General features: G+C 65.3%; 17 protein-coding genes and 1 pseudogene. 12 read left to right on the plus strand and 6 right to left on the minus strand.

Features of this window, described 5'->3' with window-relative positions; genetic code table 11:
• The first annotated feature begins 17 nt into the window (after positions 1–17).
• Together ACQEUR_RS12770 and ACQEUR_RS12775 are read left to right on the plus strand one after the other, a co-directional pair.
• Positions 18–1,325: a glycosyltransferase family 4 protein gene (locus ACQEUR_RS12770; RefSeq protein ID WP_433029776.1), complete on the plus strand. Its 1,308-nt coding sequence runs from the start codon at positions 18–20 to the stop codon at positions 1,323–1,325.
• Positions 1,326–1,399: 74 nt separating this feature from the next.
• Positions 1,400–2,212: a 5'-3' exonuclease gene (locus ACQEUR_RS12775; RefSeq protein ID WP_433029778.1), complete on the plus strand. Its 813-nt coding sequence runs from the start codon at positions 1,400–1,402 to the stop codon at positions 2,210–2,212.
• A gap of 52 nt (positions 2,213–2,264) precedes the next feature.
• On the opposite strand, the pseudogene ACQEUR_RS12780 reads toward ACQEUR_RS12775, so the two are convergent.
• From ACQEUR_RS12780 to ACQEUR_RS12805, 6 genes and pseudogenes are all read right to left on the minus strand, one after another.
• Positions 2,265–3,555 (minus strand): annotated as a pseudogene (locus ACQEUR_RS12780) (IS701 family transposase).
• Positions 3,556–3,847: 292 nt separating this feature from the next.
• Complete coding sequence (locus tag ACQEUR_RS12785; RefSeq protein ID WP_433029780.1) at positions 3,848–5,284, minus strand: hypothetical protein; 1,437 nt, start codon at positions 5,282–5,284, stop codon at positions 3,848–3,850.
• A 1,628-nt stretch (positions 5,285–6,912) separates the two neighbouring features.
• Positions 6,913–7,116, minus strand: a complete 204-nt coding sequence (locus ACQEUR_RS12790; protein WP_433029782.1) for a DUF397 domain-containing protein — start codon at positions 7,114–7,116, stop codon at positions 6,913–6,915.
• Between the two features lie 3 nt (positions 7,117–7,119).
• Positions 7,120–7,971, minus strand: coding sequence for a helix-turn-helix domain-containing protein (locus tag ACQEUR_RS12795; RefSeq protein WP_433029784.1), 852 nt, complete (start codon positions 7,969–7,971; stop codon positions 7,120–7,122).
• A 185-nt stretch (positions 7,972–8,156) separates the two neighbouring features.
• Positions 8,157–8,387: a hypothetical protein gene (locus ACQEUR_RS12800; RefSeq protein ID WP_433029786.1), complete on the minus strand. Its 231-nt coding sequence runs from the start codon at positions 8,385–8,387 to the stop codon at positions 8,157–8,159.
• 14 nt (positions 8,388–8,401) lie between these two features.
• On the minus strand, positions 8,402–9,208 hold the full coding sequence (locus ACQEUR_RS12805) for an SAM-dependent methyltransferase (protein WP_433029788.1): 807 nt from the start codon (positions 9,206–9,208) through the stop codon (positions 8,402–8,404).
• 564 nt (positions 9,209–9,772) lie between these two features.
• Between ACQEUR_RS12805 and ACQEUR_RS12810 the strand changes: the two genes are divergently transcribed.
• The 10 genes from ACQEUR_RS12810 (at position 9,773) to ACQEUR_RS12855 (ending at position 18,978) form a co-directional block, all read left to right on the plus strand.
• Complete coding sequence (locus tag ACQEUR_RS12810) at positions 9,773–10,783, plus strand: ABC transporter substrate-binding protein (protein ID WP_433029790.1); 1,011 nt, start codon at positions 9,773–9,775, stop codon at positions 10,781–10,783.
• A 35-nt stretch (positions 10,784–10,818) separates the two neighbouring features.
• Positions 10,819–11,601 carry a class I SAM-dependent methyltransferase gene (locus ACQEUR_RS12815; RefSeq protein ID WP_433029792.1) on the plus strand — a complete coding sequence of 261 codons (783 nt, stop codon included), beginning with the start codon at positions 10,819–10,821 and terminating at the stop codon, positions 11,599–11,601.
• Between the two features lie 210 nt (positions 11,602–11,811).
• Entirely contained in the window at positions 11,812–12,504 is a 693-nt protein-coding gene (locus ACQEUR_RS12820; RefSeq protein WP_433029794.1) for an ABC transporter permease, read from the plus strand.
• A 79-nt stretch (positions 12,505–12,583) separates the two neighbouring features.
• Positions 12,584–13,399, plus strand: coding sequence for a hypothetical protein (locus tag ACQEUR_RS12825; RefSeq protein WP_433029796.1), 816 nt, complete (start codon positions 12,584–12,586; stop codon positions 13,397–13,399).
• Positions 13,400–13,526: 127 nt separating this feature from the next.
• Entirely contained in the window at positions 13,527–14,414 is an 888-nt protein-coding gene (locus tag ACQEUR_RS12830; RefSeq protein WP_433029798.1) for a S1 family peptidase, read from the plus strand.
• 137 nt (positions 14,415–14,551) lie between these two features.
• Positions 14,552–14,977: a helix-turn-helix domain-containing protein gene (locus ACQEUR_RS12835; protein ID WP_433029800.1), complete on the plus strand. Its 426-nt coding sequence runs from the start codon at positions 14,552–14,554 to the stop codon at positions 14,975–14,977.
• Complete coding sequence (locus ACQEUR_RS12840; RefSeq protein WP_433029802.1) at positions 14,974–15,846, plus strand: hypothetical protein; 873 nt, start codon at positions 14,974–14,976, stop codon at positions 15,844–15,846. The genes ACQEUR_RS12835 and ACQEUR_RS12840 overlap by 4 nt, the downstream gene beginning before the upstream one ends.
• 120 nt (positions 15,847–15,966) lie before the next feature.
• Positions 15,967–16,485 (plus strand): hypothetical protein, encoded by a 519-nt coding sequence (locus ACQEUR_RS12845; protein WP_433029804.1) that lies wholly within the window; start codon positions 15,967–15,969, stop codon positions 16,483–16,485.
• Entirely contained in the window at positions 16,482–17,111 is a 630-nt protein-coding gene (locus tag ACQEUR_RS12850; protein ID WP_433029806.1) for a hypothetical protein, read from the plus strand. The genes ACQEUR_RS12845 and ACQEUR_RS12850 overlap by 4 nt, the downstream gene beginning before the upstream one ends.
• Positions 17,112–17,916: 805 nt before the next feature.
• Positions 17,917–18,978, plus strand: coding sequence for a hypothetical protein (locus ACQEUR_RS12855; protein ID WP_433029808.1), 1,062 nt, complete (start codon positions 17,917–17,919; stop codon positions 18,976–18,978).
• The last annotated feature ends 100 nt before the right edge of the window (positions 18,979–19,078 follow it).

The following is a 19,078-nucleotide window of genomic DNA, read 5'->3' on the forward strand; positions in this document are numbered from 1 at the left end:
GGAGGAGACAGTCGATCATGCGCCGAGCCCTGCTTTACGCCACCTTCAACGGCGTCGCGAACTGCACCAACGGTATCGGTCGGCAGACGAAGACGTTGCTGTCGGCCATCGAGCGTCGATGGGACGAAGTAACCGCCGTGACCGGCCCCCTCACCCCGTACCTGGCCATTCCCACACCCGGGCCGCGCACCTGGGCGTACGATCCGCAGCAGCTCGGCACCGCCACCCGCGTCGTCCAGGCAAGGGGCGGCCGTATTCTGCACCTCCCCCACGACACCGCCCCCCCGTTCTGGTCCCCACCCGTGTGGACACAGTTGTCGGCTGCGGCAGTACGAACCGCGGCCACTATCGCCGCCGACTACGACGAGGTGCTCCTCATCGCCGTCGACACCCCCTTTCTCGGCAGCGGTCGTGTCCACCGGACCCTGCCCTCCGAGTTGACCGCCCGCATCCATGTCCTACTCGCTCCCTACGGCACCAGCTACATCCACGACCGGCCCCCGGACCCCTGGCGGCTCGGCTGGGAACGTACCGGGCTCGGTGCCGTCGGCGGCCGTGTCCACGTCGCCGACATCGGCGCTTTCCTCACCCGGCACCTCGTCCGGCGGTTCGACGTCGACCCGGCCTGCTTCGTGCCATGGCGCTCCAGCCTCGACCTGACAGCCCCCGATTTCACCCCGATGGACCGCGCCCAGGCCGCCGCCGTCCTCGCCGAATTCGAGATCCCGACCGACCGACCGATCGTGATGTTCATCGGTCGGTCAGACCCGACGAAAGGGTTCGACCTGCTCATCGACGCGCTACGCCCGATCGCCGACAACGTTCACCTCGCGGCCGTCGTCGTCGCCGGTCCTGGGCGCGATCCGTTGATTCCTGAGTACATCGAGCAGATCAATCGGGCTCGCGTCCGCGCAAGCCTCGTCACCCAGTTCACGCGCGATTTGCCGCGCGCGCTGGCAGCGCACCCAGCAACCCGCGTCGCTGTCTGCCCCTCGCGCGGGGAATCGCTGGCCAATGTTCCGTTCGAGGTTAGTCTCTGGGCCCGCCGCTCCGGGCCCGTCATCGTCGCGCCGAACCGCGATGGGTTCGTTGAGCAGATCAGCGACGGCGTCAACGGACTGCTGTACGACCCTGACCAGGACGGTGCGTTGACCACCGGGATCCGACGTGCGCTCGCTCTCGGTCCAGGTGCCGCCGCCATGCTGAGAACCGCAGCTCACCAGCGCGTCGTCGACAGCCGTGATGTGGTCCCCAACCTGGCCGACACTGCGCGCTGGTGCTTCCAGTTGTCGCGGGTTGGTGGGTATTCTTCGGTCCGTTCGTGATGCGAGCACCCGGCCGCCGCGGTCACAGGCGATCATCCCCACCATCGGGAGGGTCTGCGGTGCCAGGATTATTCGTGGTTGACGGCCACCACCTGCTGTACCGGGCCTGGTTCGGGTTCGCCGCCGGCCGCATCATGAGCCGCGACAAGACTCGCGACCTCACGGGGGTCTTCGGGTTCCTCGCTCTCGCCCGCAAGGCCCACCGGCTCCGCGCCCCCGAGAGCGAAATGATCGTCGTGTTTGACGGGGAGAACGCTGCAGCAGCCCGAACCGATAGCGACCCGACGTACAAGGCGAACCGGGCGGCGGCCGACCACACGCCGATCAAATCTCTGGCGGCCGTGAAGCAGGCCCTGGACGCGATCGGTGTGCGGTGGGTCGAACTCGGCGACCATGAGGGCGACGACGTCATAGCCACTGCCGCGAACGTCGCCTCGGGCGCGGGCCGACCCACTGTCTGCTTTACCGGTGACAGAGACATGTACCAGCTCCTCGGTCCGACCACCACGATCCTCACCCCGGTACGAGCGGTCGTGACCGCCTCGGACGTGCAGGACAGGTACGGTGTGACGCCGCGCCAGTGGCCGGACTATCGCGCGTTGACCGGGGACCCGGTCGACAACATCCCTGGAATTCGTGGCATCGGCCCCAAGACGGCAGCCGCCCTCCTCGCCGACGGCTGGCACCTGGACGATCTCGCCGGTTCAACCCGACTCCGGAACCCCCGCTGCGGACCCGTGCAAGCCCAGTGGCGCCAACTCCTCGGATGGCGAGACCTCATCCGCCTCCGGCGAGACGTCCCACTACCCGAAGGTCTGATCGCGAATCAGGCGACTCCGCCCTTGCCTCTTCCCGCCCAGACCCTTGAACAGATCAACCTGTGGTGAGCGAGCAGATCAGGGTCACTACCGGCGCTAATACTCCAGCCGGGGATCGTGATCATGGTTCGATGAGCGCCTGTCTGGCGTAGTGGCTGTTCATCGCTCGGGCTTGGTGGCGGCGTCGGCGGATGGACCAGAGCAGCGCGTCGGTGTGGCGCGGGCGGGTTCGATGATCAGGATGTTGAACAGGTGGCTAGCTCGTTGACGGTCAGCGCGATCAGCCCGGCCGGGTCGGGCTGGTCGCGGTGGGCGGCGGCGAGGAAGGCGTGGGCGAGGATTGCCAGGGTGGTCCAGCGGTGCCACGAGGTCCATCGGCGGTTTTGGTGCTGGTCGAGGCCGAGGCCGGTCTTCGCGGTTTGGAACGCCTCCTCGATCTTCCATCGACGGGGGCCACGCTGACGAGGGTGTGCAACGCGACGGGTTGCGGTGACCAGCAGCGGTAGAAGGCCAGCTCGCCGCTGCGGCGGTGGCGGCGGATCATCAGCCAGTGCCGGCCGCCGTGCTGGTCGGTGGCGAGCGGCAGTACGGTGAACGCCCAGTCGTAGTAGCGGTGGCCTTTGAAGCCGCGGCCTGCGGACATCCGTTGCCAGGCGGTGGCGGGCAGGTCTTTGGCGAGTTGGTCGGCGCGGTAGACGCCCAGGCCGGTCGTGACCCGGTGCGAGCAGGCGACCGCGAGGACGTAGCCGAGCCGCAGTCCGCGCAGCCCGGCGGCCAGGCGCGGGTCGCCGCCGTAGGCTTCATCGCCGGCCACCCATCGGCAGGGCATGCCGGCGGTCACTGCGGCCTCGATCATCCGGGCCGCGAGTTGTGGCTTGGTCGCGAACCGGATCTGTCCGGGGACGCCGGCCCCGGTTCGGCGTTGCGGCTCGTCGCACCAGGCTTTGGGCAGGTAGAGAGCGGTATCGAGCATCGCGTGCGCCTGCTCGGTGGCGTAGATGAAATGCACGGCGAGCTGGCAGTTCTCGATCTTCCCGGCGGTACCGGAGTACTGACGTTGAACTGCGACGGTGTGGAAGCCCTTCTTAAGATCACCCGTTTCGTCGATCACCAGCACGGCGTCGGTCTCGCCGAGCTGATCGGCGACGAACTCACGGACATCGGCGCGGACCGCGGCATCGTCCCACTTCACGCGGGTTAGCAGATCCTGCATCCCGTCCGGGCTCGCGTCGCCGGCGTGTTTCGGCGATCGTCCAGCAGTTCTTACGCGGCAACGGCGCCAACAGCCCCCGCAGGAAGTCACCCACCCGACGACAGGGCTCCAGCCTGCGGAAATGTACTCCGATAGTCAACAGCAGGTCGTCGAACAACAACTGCCAACGCCGGGCGTCTGCCCTGTATCCGGCAGCCACCTGCGTCATGGTTGGTCCACACAGCTGTCCATGATCGACCGTGGCTGCCTTCGTTCCCGCACCGCGTCACCCCGCGGCTCAACTAAAGGTCAACATCCCCGGCTGGAGTACTAAGGCGGCTCTGGCAGGCGTTGCTATCCAACGAGAGCGGCGAGACGAACCTACCGACGACCACGCCCGCCAACTCAAAGATTGCTCCGTTCACTACCAAGGGCGGTTTCCCGAGGGCATGCGTCTGGAGATGTACGCCACTCGGATTCTTATCGAGCCCGGGACAGCCAGGTCCCGCCGCTCAAGTGGCGGCCCGTAAAATCTCGCGAAATTCCCTAACCCGCGGAAGGTCCCGAAAGGACTCGGACGCGGCCACCAAATCGCGCAGTCGAGCCTTAAGTTTGGAAGACCCGACAACTCGTGTGGACATCCGAATCGCCTCTTCCCCGTCATCGCAAGCTCGTTCCGGCTGACGTAGCAGGAACCTTGCAAGGGCAAGGTCGATCCGGCTATACGTTTGCTCACGGATGAAACCAGGATCCCACTTAGCCAACGCATTGAGCGCTTCGGTCTCTGCTCGCGCCCCGAGGCCGAGCGCTTGGGCAGGATCGATGGTCCCGAGTCTGATATAGGCGCCCGCGGCATGGCGGTGCAGTTCGGCGTCGCCTATATATAGGAACACCTCGCGCTGCCACGGGGGCTCGTCCTCGTCGCGAGACTCAGCGAGGAGGTCCGAGGCCAGATCGATCGCACTGCGAACCTCACTGAGGCGGCTTGTGCCCGTCGAGGCGAGGACGTGGGCCTTAAGGTTCCACAGCATCGCTTGGACAGCAGTGTGCCGATTCCTCTCGGGCAAATAGCTGACCGCAAGGTCGATAAGACGTAGCGCATCATCAGGCTGGCCCAGGAACCGCAATTGTCTAGCCATGTCCGCAAGGATACATACGCCCACCAGCGACGCTCGCTCATCGGTGGATTCACGAGCTGCCTGTAGCCCGTACACAAAGTACCGCTGAGCCGGTCCTTCAAGTCCACTGTCATGAGACATATAACCGATCTCGCCAGAAAGCTTGGCGACCGCCGCGAGAAGGCGATTTCCGGTCAGACTTTCATATGTAGACTCGTCGAAAAGATCTACTGCGTACTTGAGTTGCCCCACGGCAGCCTCCCGCGAGAGTCCGCCCCCGACTTCCGCATCACCCGCCATGAACCGCATCGTGGCCTGTTCGATCTCTTCGACCACGGCGAGACCTATACGCCCCGGTCTGTGCCCTTCTGAGCTTGGTAGCCCGACCGGCTCGGTACCGAGCCATCGCGTTATCGAGTCGACAAACGTCGATCCCGTCGCGACAGAGATCGAGCTGGCCAGCAACGAGCGCCTGGTCAGCATGTCGCTCCTCAGGAAGATTCCCAGTTCCTCCAGAGTACGTGTGGCGACGAACGGATGGTAGTGGGCAGGCAGAGGCTTGGCGCCTTCGCGCGCGTCGGACCAAACTAGGCCTGGTGCCACGTCGACACCCCAGGCGTCGCTCAGTACCTCGGCCACAAGATCCTGATGATCACAGCGACCGCCCCGCAACCAGCGCTTGACGCTCGTGTGGTCATAGCTCAATTCCAGGCCGTACTTGTGCTGGCCCCGCTTGTTGATAGCAATGGCGACTTGAGCGAGGGAGGGATATCCGGAGCCCTTGATGAGGACCCCGAGGACTGGGTTGGCAACATTCGCCGGAAGGATCAACGCAGCCTCCTTGCGCCCGCGAATCGCTCCGCTGCCCGGCCGCCTACATCCCTAAGCAGCAACGGCTCCGGGCTGGCCACCGAGCGGGGTTCAGCGTAAGTCTGGAGCGGAAGGCCGGACCAGTCGAGGCATGTATAGGCATTTCCGAAGTGCACCCAGGTCCAACAATTCCCACAGATGCGAAGATAAATGTGCCGTGCACACCACCGACAGCGCGCCCTAGCCACGCCAGCAACAGCGACGACTCGCGCAGCGCGCATATACAAGACAGTTCCCTCCGTTACCCAGGCCTAGAATCCACTGCCCGAATCTCGTTCCACCAGGAGGCGCGGCCCCCCGGGCTGAAGAGACCCAAAGACTCCTTCGTAGAGAATCATCTGCAGGGCTCTGGCCGTGACTACATCCACCTTAGCTTCGACGACGCCGGGCAGCTTGAAAGCGATCGTCGCGTCATCGAGGTCCACGATTGCGGTAACCTGACCAAACTCGGTCTTGTTAAGCTGGTCGAAAAGTCGGACGCGGTATCTATGTATTCTTGGCGCCTCGGGGGTCTCATCCCCTGCTTCGTTCACTGCTGTCCCTCCTGTCGATCATCGGGTCCGTATCGGCGCGACGGTCGAGATACATGGCGGTCACAGTGTCCACCTGCGTTCCTCGTGCGTCGGTCGGCCGATAGGTGACGGTCGCCGCCAACGCTGATGCCATCTCAACAACCCCAGCCCGCCAAGCGCGCCGGTGGACCCATACGGGGTCTCCAGGCTCATAACTGCCAGCTGGGATGATTTCCTCGGCCTTGCGGATCCAGGGGTCGGATGCGGGAGCAGCCATCGCGGTGATCTCCACTCGTGGGGGCGGCGGGATGTCTTCGGATGGGTGATGTTGACGGGGGCTCGGCTGATGAGGACTGGCGAGACGCGCGATGACCCACCCCGGGGCCAGGTGGGGCAACGCAGCGGGCCTGTTTCAGAGCGATCGAGTTCGGCTGGGGCCGTAGTTCACTGCGATCGGCGCCACCGTCGGCGCTCCGGGAATCGCCCGCTGACCTCAAAGTCAGATGCATCGCGGCTTCCTTACGGTCGAGTTTGACCCTGAACCGGGGATCTGCACGCTCTCGTTGACCTCGACCTCGTCCGAGGCCTCGGATGGGCAGATCGCCAACGGACGCGACACCGCAGCAGCCTGGACGGCAGTCGGTGCCGACTATCCAGATTGCTCAATCTGCCTTAGTGACACGCCCATCTGTGCTTCACAGATTACGTAGGCGCACCGATCGTTGACAAGGCATGTCGAAGGATTGATCCCTTTGTGAGGGGGCGCGTCGACCATGCGCGAGGGGGCGCGTCAAACATGCGCGAAGAGGCACGTCGCGCGTACGTAGGAGTGGCGCCGGACGTGTTCGAGGGCGAACCCGAACGTGCGCCAGACTGCCCCTTGACGTGCTTAGCGGGCCTGGTGAAGGGCCCCCGGCCGGGGTGGCGACTTTGGACATGGACCTGCAACGGCCCTCGATCAACGGGCTGTCCTCCCTCAGGCACCCGTTGTAAAGTGCGGAAAGCCTTGAGACAGGCGATCACAGAAGGTCCCCGAGGGCGCCCTCCCCCGGGGACCTTCTGTGCAACTGCGGTTGGTCAGATCTCGTACGCGCCAGCCTTCACTTCGCGGAGAAACGCCGCGAACGCCGGCCTCGATACCACGTGTGCGCCGTCCTCGGGGCGGGTGCTGTCCCTCACGGCGACCAAATCAGGCACATTGCCCGCGATCTCCACGCAACCGCCGTTGCTTCCCCCGCTGCGACTGGCCTTGCGCCAGTTGGCTTGAGACAGGTCGATCATGATCTACTCCAGTGTTTCAGCAAGCATCACAAGGTGCTCGGTGGATCGGGCCGGGTCCATCGCCGCGGCATGAATCTCGTTGAACAAGGTCATGTGCATGGCGGCGTCCTCTTTATCGCTCACCTCCTTGAGCGTGGTGTCGGTTTCCAGCCAGACGAGACTGGGATCGCCGGGGAAGTCGAAGATGTTGATCATTCCGCTGTTCCCGGGGTGCAGACCGTCCGCGAAGCGGAACAAGCGCAGCTCGACGTTCGAGCGCCGACTCATTTCGACCAGGTGGGTTACCTGCGCACGGCGGTCAGCCTGCGTGCCCCAGCGGTACATCAGCGCTGCCTCGGTGATCACAGCCACCAGTTTTGGAGCGCTGTCACCGCGATGGAGAATCTCCTGACGACGTAGGCGCGCCTCGACTGCTGTCTTGCGCCATTCAGGCGGTCGCGGGCTGCGACCGGTGAGCGCCTCAACGTAGGCCGGGGTCTGGAGAAGACCGGGCACAACCAGCGGCATGTAGACGCTGATGCGGCTGGCGTCGGACTCGTAGCCCGGGAACTCGCTGTCGCCGAACACCTCAGGGTAGTCACGCCACCACGGGCGCCGGCGGGCCACGACGGCCAGGCGCTCCAGCTCTTCCGCCTCCTCGTTCGAGGCTCCGTAAATTCGGAGTAGATCACGGATGTCGGACATCTCTGGCCGACGCCAGACGTTGGCTTCGAACCGGCCGACCTTTCCGCGGCCCCAGTTCAGCTTGTCGCACGCCTGGTTGGCGGTGTAGCCACTGCGAAGACGCAGCTCCATAAGCCGCCTCGCGACACGGCGCTTGGCGATCGTCGCACCGTAGGTGTCCACAGCCGCCACCTGGCTCCTCCTTGACACGACTTGGGCCTCAGCATAACGCCTCACTAGATTGTGATTCACAAACACAGTCGACGGTTGGCCTGGGGCCGGCGGAGTGGCTGGTCAAGCTCCTCCTTGGACAGGACGATGACGATCGTCGCGACGTCCGCCGCCGAGGGCGATGCGATCTGACGACGCCACGGTCGTCAGAGAGCGTCGTCGAACTCGCCGTTGCGTGCCCCGTCGAGGAAGCACTCCCACTCGTGCCGGCTGAAGACTGACACCAGGTCGCCGCCGGCCCGCAGCAGCACCCACTGCCTACCGAGAGCCTCCACCATGGCGATCTCGATCGCGTCCGACCCTGAACTCGACCGTTGCCAATTAAGGCCATCAACGTCGACGCCCAATTCCCCCAGCGTCGGCTTACCCTCACTCATAGTCCCACCTCCCCTCAGAGCTTCCGACCGACTGCGGCATAAAACCAGCGGCTGGCATCGTCGTCTGCGGCTGCGGGATCCTCCGCGCCGAACTGTCCGACGTAAGTCAGCACCGGCTCCGCACCCTCGTACGGCGGCAGGATGTCGAAGCCGTCAAAGAACCGGGCGATCTCTTGCCGCGTTCGATCCTTCGCAGCCGTCGGCGTCTTCCCATACACGCTTCGTATGGCTTCAAGAATCCTTTCGGGCTGGTGATCGCCTGTGGGAGCCGACAACGCGAGATAGGAGCCAGAGGCTATCCTGTCTCTGTACGTGCGCACGATCGCCCACGGGTCGTCAGCGTCGGGTATGAACTGCGTGACCGCGACCAGCAACAGCCCTACCGGCTTGTCGAGGTCGATCAGCTGGCGCGTCTGCGGATGGTCGAGAATGTCGTCGGGTTGGCGAACATCACCCTGTATGACAGCCGTATTATCCACGGCGGCGAGCATTTCACGGCCGCGCTCGATCACCTTCGGATCGATGTCGACATAAACGACTCTGCCATCAGGGATGACCTGTCCAACCACCTCATGCGTGTTGCGCTGCGTTGGTAGGCCGGCGCCGATATCGAGGAACTGTTTGATGCCCCACTCGGAGGCCATTCGCGTGACAGCGCGCTGCAGGAAGCCTCGATTTGCCCACGCGACTAGCGGGATTTCGGGGAGGACGGCGCGGATCCGGTCGACAGCGACTCGGTCCGCGGGGCTGTTTGCGGACCCTCCTAAGTAGTAGTCGTACATTCCTGCTACGAAGGGCGTTTCTGCCGGGTCATCGCTCATCAAGCATCTCCAGGGGCAGGGCTCAGGGGGCATCGGTGCGGCCTCGGTCCGCGAGCCGTGGGTCCGGTCACCCGACCAGACCCCAGCGCCTGGACCTCACCCGTCCGTCCCGAGGACTAGGGCTAGCAGCAGTCTGGCATTCACTCTGCGAATCACAAACTCCTCACCGTCAAGGTTAGGAGTGAAGCGGGCGCCGCACACGCCGCGCGGACCCCCCGGCACACGTCTTGAGAACCCCCAAGCGCACGCGTTGAGAACCCCCTGGCGCACCTTCGATGACCTTCCGCGCGGAGACGGTTACTGGCTTGGCTGATAGGGCATCGGGCTGGCGGATGGCTCCGGAAGATTCCCAGTCGACTGGCGTACACGCCGGCCCGGTGTCCACGTCTTGCCGCCGGACGGGCACCTCCGTCCGGCTCTCAACCGTGCATCGGGAGGGTCCGAAAGATGCCAACAGCTGTGCTGGCCAGAGCTTCATCGGCTCAGCGACAACGTCACCCGGCCCACCCATCGGCCGCGCCCACGACACCCGGGCTCAGCCGTCGCGCGTTCCACCAGCACGCGGTGGGCGCGGGGGCGGGCCTTCTAACCGGCGTAACCTTGCTGTCAGCGTGCACCGACGCCAGCAGCAAGTCGGGGTCCGAGGGCGGCATCGACAAGGTCCGCTTCGTCACGACGCTGGGCACCCAGGGGCGCGACTCCTACGCGTTCGTAGCGGATGCCAAGGGTTACTTTGCGGAGGCCGGCGTCGAGGTGGACATCCAGCCTGGGAAGGCGGGTGACTACAACCACCAGATGCTCAAGTCGGGGCAGGCTCAGTTCACGGTTGTCGACGCTTCAGGTGCGCTCGTCCGATACGGGACCGGTGCCGACACCGGTTTCCAGATCGTCGGGGCGATACACCAGTCTACGCTGCTGTCGGTCGTGTCTTTAGAGGGATCCGGCATCAACTCTCCCCGAGACCTGGAGGGCCGGATCCTCGCGACCGTCAAGGGAGCCGCGCCTGAGGTGCTGTTCCCGGCATACGCGCGGCTGGCGGGGATCGACCGATCGAAGGTCACCTGGCAATACGGGGGGGCGGAGCAGCTCAATGCCTACCTGGCTAGCAAACGAGCCGACGGTATCGGTATCTTCCTCGTCGGTAAGCCGGGTGTCGCCGCCGCTGCGAAAGAGCCTGTCTCGCATCTCGGATACAGCGATTACATGCGCGACCTGTTCGGTGGCGTAGTGGTCACCCAGAGAGAAACCATCGGCCGCAACCCGGACCTCGTCCGGAGGTTCACCACCGCGCTGCTCAAGGGTCTCGACTACGCGGTACGCAACCCGGAGGAGGCCGGGCAGATCCTCGCACAGCGGGTCCCGGGCCAGAAGGCGAACTTGGCCGCCGCAGAGCTCCAGCTCATGCGCCCCTACGTCGTCCCGGCCTCTGGCGCCCCGGTCGGAGCCGTCGATGAGACCCGAGTCGCCAAGAGCGTGGCGCTCCTACAGTCCGTTGGACTCGTACCGCCGGGGGCAAACCCTGACCTGCCTCGCCAGCTCGTCAACTTCGACCTCGTCCCGAGCGGCATCCGGTGAGCAACATGGCACCCACTGCTTTCCGGCCCTACCCCATGAACAACAAGGACGGCCACTCGCCGGCCCACCACGCCGCGCTGGCCGAACTTCTCGACCCCGTCACCATTGCCCGCCTCAGCGAACTCGGCGACTGGAAGAGCGCAACCTGCGTCGACGTCGGCGCCGGCGGCGGCAGCATCGCCATGTGGCTCGCCGACCAGGTCGGCGACGACGGCCGAGTATTCGCGACCGACATGGACCCTGACCAGATACCTCACCATCGACGTTTGCTTCGGGTCCAACACGACATACGCGGCGACGATCCGCTTGCCGGCGGTCTCTACGACCTGATCATCGCGCGCCTCGTCCTCAGTCACCTGCCCGATCGCGAGGCGATCCTTCACCGCCTGGCGAACAGGCTCGCGGCCGGGGGGACGCTCGTGGTTGCCGACTGGGCGACCCTGCGTGACCGCGAAGAGACCATCGTGGCCGCTCCTAGCGAGGAGGCCGCCGACCTGTACGCGACCTATCAGCGGACCGTGGGGAAAGACGTCTTCGATGCGGCCGGCACTGACCGCAACTGGGCGCGACGGATCCACCCGGTGATGCTCACCGCAGGGCTCACCGAGGTCGAAACGCGCGTCAGTGCCGAATACTGGACCGGCGGCGGCGCCGGCACGCGCTTCGTGGCTGCGGTCCTCCAACAGGTCCGGCCTCGACTGCTCGCCGCGGGTATGACTGACCTGCAACTCCACAAGACCTTAGCGATCCTGGACGATCCCGGCCTCGTGATACACGGTCATCCGTTCTACATCACGAGCGGGCGGCGCCCCGAATAATGCTCCCGGTGAGCGAGCGTATTCCCAGGGATCGGATCAGGGCTCGCTCACTGGGCTCGGTCTACAGAAGAGCGAACCGCCGAGAAACTTGATGCTGTGGGGTCTGATATGGCGACGCTGGACGCGACGCGTTCAAAGCGTCCTTTGAGACGCTGCATGGCCTGGGTCATACCCGGCCTTACAGCGATGAGCATGGCTGGGTGCTGGTGGTTGGCTACCATCGTTTTCGCAATTGATCCGTTCTTCCTGCCATCCCCACCCGACATCGTTCGTGCATTTATTGCGGCTCCTGGCTACCTGCTCAGAGAAACGGCGGCTACGGCCAGCGTCACCCTTGCTGGTTTCGGCTTGGCCACGATCTTCGGCCTCTCCGTGGCTGCCCTACTCGCCACATCGAAGATGATCGAACACGCGATCCTCCCGATTCTCGTGGCATTACATTCCGTTCCGAAGGTCGCCGTAGCTCCACTACTTGTCGTCTGGTTGGGGTTCGGACCGGAGCCGAAGATTGGAATGGTTCTCGTGATCAGCTTTTTTCCGATCATGCTGGCTGCGACAGCGGGCTTGGCCTCGACACCCAAGGAGCTGGCCGACCTTGCGCGCTCGCTGTCTGCCTCTCGCTTGCAGACATTCGTTAAGATTCGGCTGCCGTGGGCACTGCCTCAAGTCCTCGTAGGACTTAAGACCGGAGTCACGTTAGCGGTCATCGGGGCTGTTGTAGCTGAGTTATCGAGTTCCAACAGCGGTCTTGGTACCGTGATCTTGACTGCCGGCACGACGGCCGACACCCCGCGAGCTTTTGCCGCCATTACCCTGCTCGCTCTAATGAGCACCGCCTTCTTCTCTAGTCTCGTCGGAATCGAGCGGCTCATGCTGCGATGGGCATCGGAAACAACCTCGTAGAGGCACCAGATCCAGGCAGGCGGATTCGCCGGCAAATTCCGTGAGCAACCCATCCACGAAGCGAGGAGGGCAACCGAGGATGGAGGCTTTGCGCGTACGTCGGTTCCGGCGACTCGAAACGGCCGTCTGGTACTACCAGCATTCAGCTACCCTCCGATGGGTCACTGTCGCCGGTGTCTACCCCCACGGCGAGGCTGACTACTACATCAGTCTCCGCAACATCATTGAGCGAATGCGCTCCGAAGGGTCGCAGGTGCACTACGAGCGCCTGTTCGTTCACCCACCGGAGGAAGAAATGCGCATTCACCCGGACGAGCTGGAGGTGATTCGCCAGATCGACCAGGTCGAGGTTCTGAGAATCGCGCGAGCCAGTGTTCTGGGGTGGATCGACGTGCGGGAAGCGCTACGACCCAGCGACGGCTGGCAGCACCACGACGTCACTGCCCAAGAAGTCTTCAGTCATACGGGGTCGCACTGGGCCCGGCAGCAGGCTCGCCGATCCATCCGGCTCCTCGACTGGCCGGACACCAACCGCCGTGGTCCAGCGAAGTACCGCCTATACATCGCCACCACCGCTCGGCTGGCGGCTCGTCACGGCCGCACTGGCTGGGTCAAAGACCACCCGGCTCTTACGCAACACCGGATTACTACTGCTGTCAAAGCGGTCCGCGACACTGACAACCACTCCGTCCTCATCTGGGACCCCGATGTGCTGCCCGGTATCGCGACGGCACTGGCTGGTCTCGGCTTCGTCCGTCAGTGGAGCGAGTGGCTTCGCGTCGGCCAGCTACCTCATTGCGGAGCTACAACCGCGCAGCTGCTTCTCGGCAGGGCCCCCTCCACACGGAAGGCCTCACGGCCGACGGCACGTGGATCCGATGACTGGACCCAGTGAGACGCACCGGGCGGTGCTAACGCCCGGCCTCGTCCAGTCGACGGCACCACGTCCGATGACTCCCGCCGCAACTCAGCGGCGGGTGCTCCTCCGAGCACGCCGGCAGGAGCGGAAGGAAAGGAAAACATTGAATTTCGTCAAACGGCTAGCCGCGGTTGGGGTTGTCCTGGCCAGTGGCCTGGCTGCAACACCTGCGGCGGCGGCCAACGATCCCACCCCCGCCTCCGCGACACCGCTCATCGTCGGCGGGCGTGGCGCTACCGAATCGTATGACGGCATGGTGTCGGTGCTGTATGACCGGACCGGAACGGGGCAACACTCCCTGCGCTGCGGGGCGTTCTTGATTACGCCGTTGCATGTGGTCACCAACGCCCACTGTGTCACGACCCCGGACGGCGCCACCCCGATCCCGGCCCGGTACCGGATCCGGGCCGGTTCCCACGATCACGCCAGCGGCGGTCAGGTCCTCGACGTGACCCGGATCAAGACGCACCGGTTGTGGGACTGGGGTAAGGGCCAGGACCCGGTCGCTGATATCGCGGTGGTGTGGTTGGCCAGGGCCGTCTGGTTGCAGCCGTTCCCGATCGGTGTTGCCGGCGTGGTCGGAGATCCGGCGCGGCTGTTGGGTTGGGGGTCGACCAAACCCAGCGGCGAGGGCCCACTGCCCAGTACCTTGCAGGAGCTGGACACGACGATCCTGCCACCGCAGGCGTGCGCGGCGGGCGGGATCGGCGTCGGGGAGTTGTGCGTTGACTCCCCGGGCGCTGTTTCCGGCGCCTGTTACGGAGATAGCGGCGGACCCGCCCTAAAGCGCGTGGGCAACGGATGGTGGGCCGTCGGTGGCGCCAGCCGCGAGACGGTCCTCGTGTGTGGCGTGGCGCCGACGATCTACACCGATCTCAGCTACTACGAGAGCTGGATCTGGTGGACGATCTTCGGAGGCAAGGAACCGGGGCCGATCAAGCCGCCTGGTCCTCGATCACCGGCCACCCTGCACTGGACTGGCGGACTGTAGCCGAGTCCCTGGTCACGACTGTGTGACCGGCCCCTCAGCAGCCGGCCTGTTTCGGCGCACCCCCGTCGCCGGAACAGGCCGGCCCGAGCCGAGTTCCATCAGCGGCTCGTATGTCCTGCGACGCCGAGGTCCGGCCCTTGGAGAAAGCGCGCCCCTCTCTCGTGGAAGACGAAGAGCCCGATCCGGAGGTTCAGGCGATCGCCAGCCTGTACGGGGCTGTCAAGTCGGTCGAGGCCGTCGCCAGGGCCATCGGCCGCAGCTACCCGTACGTCCGACGCCGACTCACGAACGCCGGAGTGGCTGTGCCAGCGAAGGGCGGCCGTCCGCTCAAGCAGCGAAGGACCCATCCTCCTGACAAGGAGATCATCGACCGGTACACCGTGAAGCTGCACTCGCTCGCACGTATCGCCGATGACCTCCGCGTATCGGCCGCCTATGTGATCAACCGTCTCGAAAAGGCCGGCATCGCACGACGGCCACGCGGGTGGCAGCCCTCCAAACGACACCAACCCCGGCCTATGCCGGCTGAACCCCTTACCGAAGAAGGAACAGCACCACCATGACCCAGTCCCCGAACTCGTCGACGCGACGCTACATCGCCGTCAGCGCAGGCATCCTGGTCCTCGCGGCCAGCGGCGGCATCATGGCTTCAGCACGTAGCCCGATCCCGTCCGCACGGCCAGCGTCCACGACGACCGCCCCATCCACCCAACCGGCGCCGGTCATGGCCACCCCGAGGTCCAAACTCCACTCGACGGATGCCCGGACCTACCTGTACTCGCTCGCCGACCAGATCCGCACCGTGCCAGCCGACGCGCACCCCGGGCCGTACGCCTACCAGCACACGGAGCGATGGTCACGCGACTCGGCGCGGCTGAGAGGTTTCGTCCGGCGGCAGTGGCGCAACGCCGACGGGGCCGGCCGGGTCACGGAAAAGACCCTGCCGGGTTCCGACAACCTGGCCCGGCCGAGTGAGGACGACCGTGCCCGGCTCGCCGCTGCGAAGTTCGAGCAGGTCGACCATCGTGCCGGGAGCCTGCCGGCGGTGGTGGCCGAGCCCATCGCCACCGACCCGGACGCGCTCGCCACCCAACTCGCCCGCCACATTCCGCCCCAGGCTGGTCCCGCCCGGCTTATGACCGGGATCGCTGACATGGCTGACGTGCACTACCTCGGCCAGGAGCAGCGGGCCGCCGTACTGCGGCTACTCGCCTCCATCGAGGGCATCGGTGTCGTTGGCGCCGCCGATGACTTGGCTCGTGCTGGCGTCGCCGTCACCGTCACGGCCGCCGGCAGCACCAGCCGGCTCTTCTTCGACCCGGCGACCGGTGTCCTTTTCGCCTTCGATGAGGTACTGCATGTCGGCCGCCGTGGCGTCTTCGACATCCGTCTGTACCTCAGCGTGGATCGGCGTGCCGGGGCCGGGGCGTGACCGAGGCCAGCCCGGGGGCCGGCCGGGACACTATCGCAGATTACACAGGGGATCACAGCAGTGAATAGGTTCAAGATTGTGTGCAAGGGAACGACCCCGCTACTGATGCACAATGGCCGAATGATCGATCCGTTGGACACTCTGGTAAAGCAGATAAGGGCGGTGTCAACCAAGGCCAGAAAAACCGATCAGGACCACGCCGAAATGGCGCATCTGGAGTGGCTCGGTGGCATCTACTTTCAACCGGAGACGGGGCCGTTCATACCCGGTCCTAATCTGTTAAAGTCCTTGGTCGAAGGGGCTCGACTGAGCAAGGATGGAAAGAAGGTTGAGCGGGGCGTACTCATCGATACGATGTTCATTCCGCTACAGTATGAGGGGCCGAGAAGCCCGCAGGAATTGTTTGAAGACAAGCGATTCGTGCATCGCGCCCCGGTCAAGGTCGGCACGTCCCGGGTTATGCGGACACGACCGGTCTTTCCCCAATGGTCGTTGGAGGCGACCGGACAGTTCGACGGAACCGTCATCAACCTCGCCGACCTCCGTAATGCCGCTGAGACAGCCGGTTCCATGATCGGCCTTGGTGACGGTCGGCCGACGTATGGACGATTCACCTGCACCCTGGAGGGGGACCAGTGACAAATTCGGTGGTGTCTGCCGCCACGGCGCCGGCGCACAGTCAAGATCGGCGGGCCCGGTGGCGGGTCCTGTACGAGGCGATGGCGCGGCTCAACGCCGGCGATCTGATCAGTTACGAGGAGATGGGAAATCTGCTCGGTCTGAACTTCCTCGACCACGACCACAAACAAGCAATTTCCGTCAGCGCCCGCAAGGCTGCCGACGAGCTACAGCGCCAGGAAAAGAAAGTCCTCCGCATCGTGCGCGGCCACGGATATCAGGTCGCCCAGCCCGGACAGGTCATAGAGCTGGCGCACCGGCACCAGGCCCGAGCGGTGGCCGAGGTCGATGCCGGGCACGCGGCGATCGACACGATTGACCTCAGCGGGCTCGACGCGACAACCGCGCGCCTGGTCGAGGCAACCGCGATGGGATTTGCCCGACAGGCGGTCATCATGCGTCAGTTCGACGTCCGCCAACAGCGGTTGGAGACAGCGATGGCCGCGCTGACGGAAACAACACAGACCGCCGTCACGCGCGTCGACGAGGCTTCGAAGCGCGTGGACGCGAACGAGGCGGAGATTCAGCAGTTGCAGCGGCGGTTGGCCGAACTGGAGGCCAACAAAGTCAGCGGCTCCCACAGATGAGCTTCCTACCTCCCGGAAGCGGGTTGTAGGAAGGCCACGACCAGCCCGTGGCAAGGCACGGCACGCCTGGGCATCGGCCGGCCGGGTCTCGTCCTAACTCGCCATGTCAGGTCTCGCCATGGCAAGGCTCCGACCATTCAGGGAAGCCAGGGACGCGACGCGAATCTCGCGTCGCGTCCCTGGCACACGAACGACCTCAGCGTTGGCACGCCGTGGCCGGAAAGCACTGTTGGACGCGTGGGCCGACCTGGCACTGAGGATCCATCACTGGCTTGTTCCGTCGGCGGGCGGCGGCATATCTCCCAGCTGGCCAACCATCGACCTCGGAGGAAGGGACCATCATGGTGCGGCAAACAAGACCAGCGGATCAGCTTCGCCAAGCTCGAAACGCAGCCCGATGCGTCCGCCTCGCCTCCCGGTACCTCGCGCTAGCCCACGGCCCCGGTCCGTCGCCGGCCGCTGAGGCACTCGACGACGCAACGGCCTACCTCGACGCAACTCACCGACTGCTCGCCCGGACCGACCTCCAAGCCCAGCAGGGCGAAAATGGAGCCGGGCCTCTCCCTCCGCATCAAAGGAACAGCCCCCGTGCCACAGCCCTGCACTACGCACGCGCAGGGCTGCAACTCATTCAACAACTCTGCACCACATTGCCCGACAGCGGTCCTCGGGGTTTCACCGACCAGACCCGAGCCGAAACCTCCTGCTTTCTGGCCACGCTCGCCGCAGAACGGTTACGTACCATGCTCGCCCAGCTCAGCACGCGATAGGGCTATCAGCGCCCATCGCAAGAGGGAAGTGACCTGTGATTCAGCCCATCTACGGATGCGACGCCCATGACCAGACCTACCTGTTCTCGGGCGAGGAGGCGGACGAATGGTTTGACGAGCAAGTTGCGGCGATTCAGGCGGACGGGGGCGTCGGCCGGACCCTGCGGATCGGACCACTCGACGCGCCCGAGATGCGCGTCGACATCGACATCGTCGCCGGTCGTGCGGCCCTGTGGTGGCTACCGGACGGAACGTACGCGGTCAAGTTGCCGCCGGGGCGGCCCATCGTGGTCGTGCGGCACGCTGACTCCGGGCTCGTCACGATCCCCCCGGGCCTGGCGCGGGTGTCGGTTCCCACCGCCCGCGCGGCGGTCGTGGCGTATGCCGACACCGGCCGCAAGCCGAGCGGGCTCACCTGGACCCCGAGTGAGCCTGCCGGCCAGACCCGGACGGCTCGGGCCCTCCGTCAGGGTGACCTCCTTGCGCGAGCCGAGGTCGCGAGGCGCCGCGCCGTCGCGGCAATCGCCTCCATCGACGCTGGCCTGGACGCAGTGGACGGCAGCCGCGGTGGAGGCATCTGTAGCCACCTCTGCACGGTCAGCGAGCACCTCGGCATCGTCATCCAGACGCTGTCCCGCCGCGGGCGCGTCGGGACAGACCTCGTCCGCATCGCGCCCCTGCTGGTGCCACCCTTGCTGGGCAACTGGGCGAAGCGGCCTACCTTCCCGGGATCCGTCGCGATGGTTCTGGCGGCGACTGCCGTCAGCTACGGGGTTGACCGGTACCTTTCGTACCGCTACGACGCGCGCCTGGCCGCCGTGCCCGCCGTCGAGCCGTACACGGGCCAGTACCCGCAGGGGTGCATCGGCTGGGTCAAAGACCAAATCCGCGCCGGCGCCAGGCACATCGCCGCGGCACTCGACCTGACGAGCCAGCTGCACACCGTGCTCCCGGTCCCAACCTCGGACACCCCGCAGTCGCCACCGTGCGGGACCCGATTGCGGCTAATCGCACATCACGTCGATGTGGCCCATCGCCACCTGTCCACTGCGGGGGTCAACGTCCGCCAACTATCCCTCTATGCCGAGTCACTGTGACCCCAACGCTCCCGCGCCTGCCATTCGCCAGGAATATCGCCCCACCGGACAATTCGACAAGGAGAGTTCGCGTGACGCCTCTATTCAGCCCTAGTCACGC

It is taken from the genome of Plantactinospora sp. CA-290183 (assembly GCF_050936375.1).
Classification (GTDB): domain Bacteria; phylum Actinomycetota; class Actinomycetes; order Mycobacteriales; family Micromonosporaceae; genus Plantactinospora.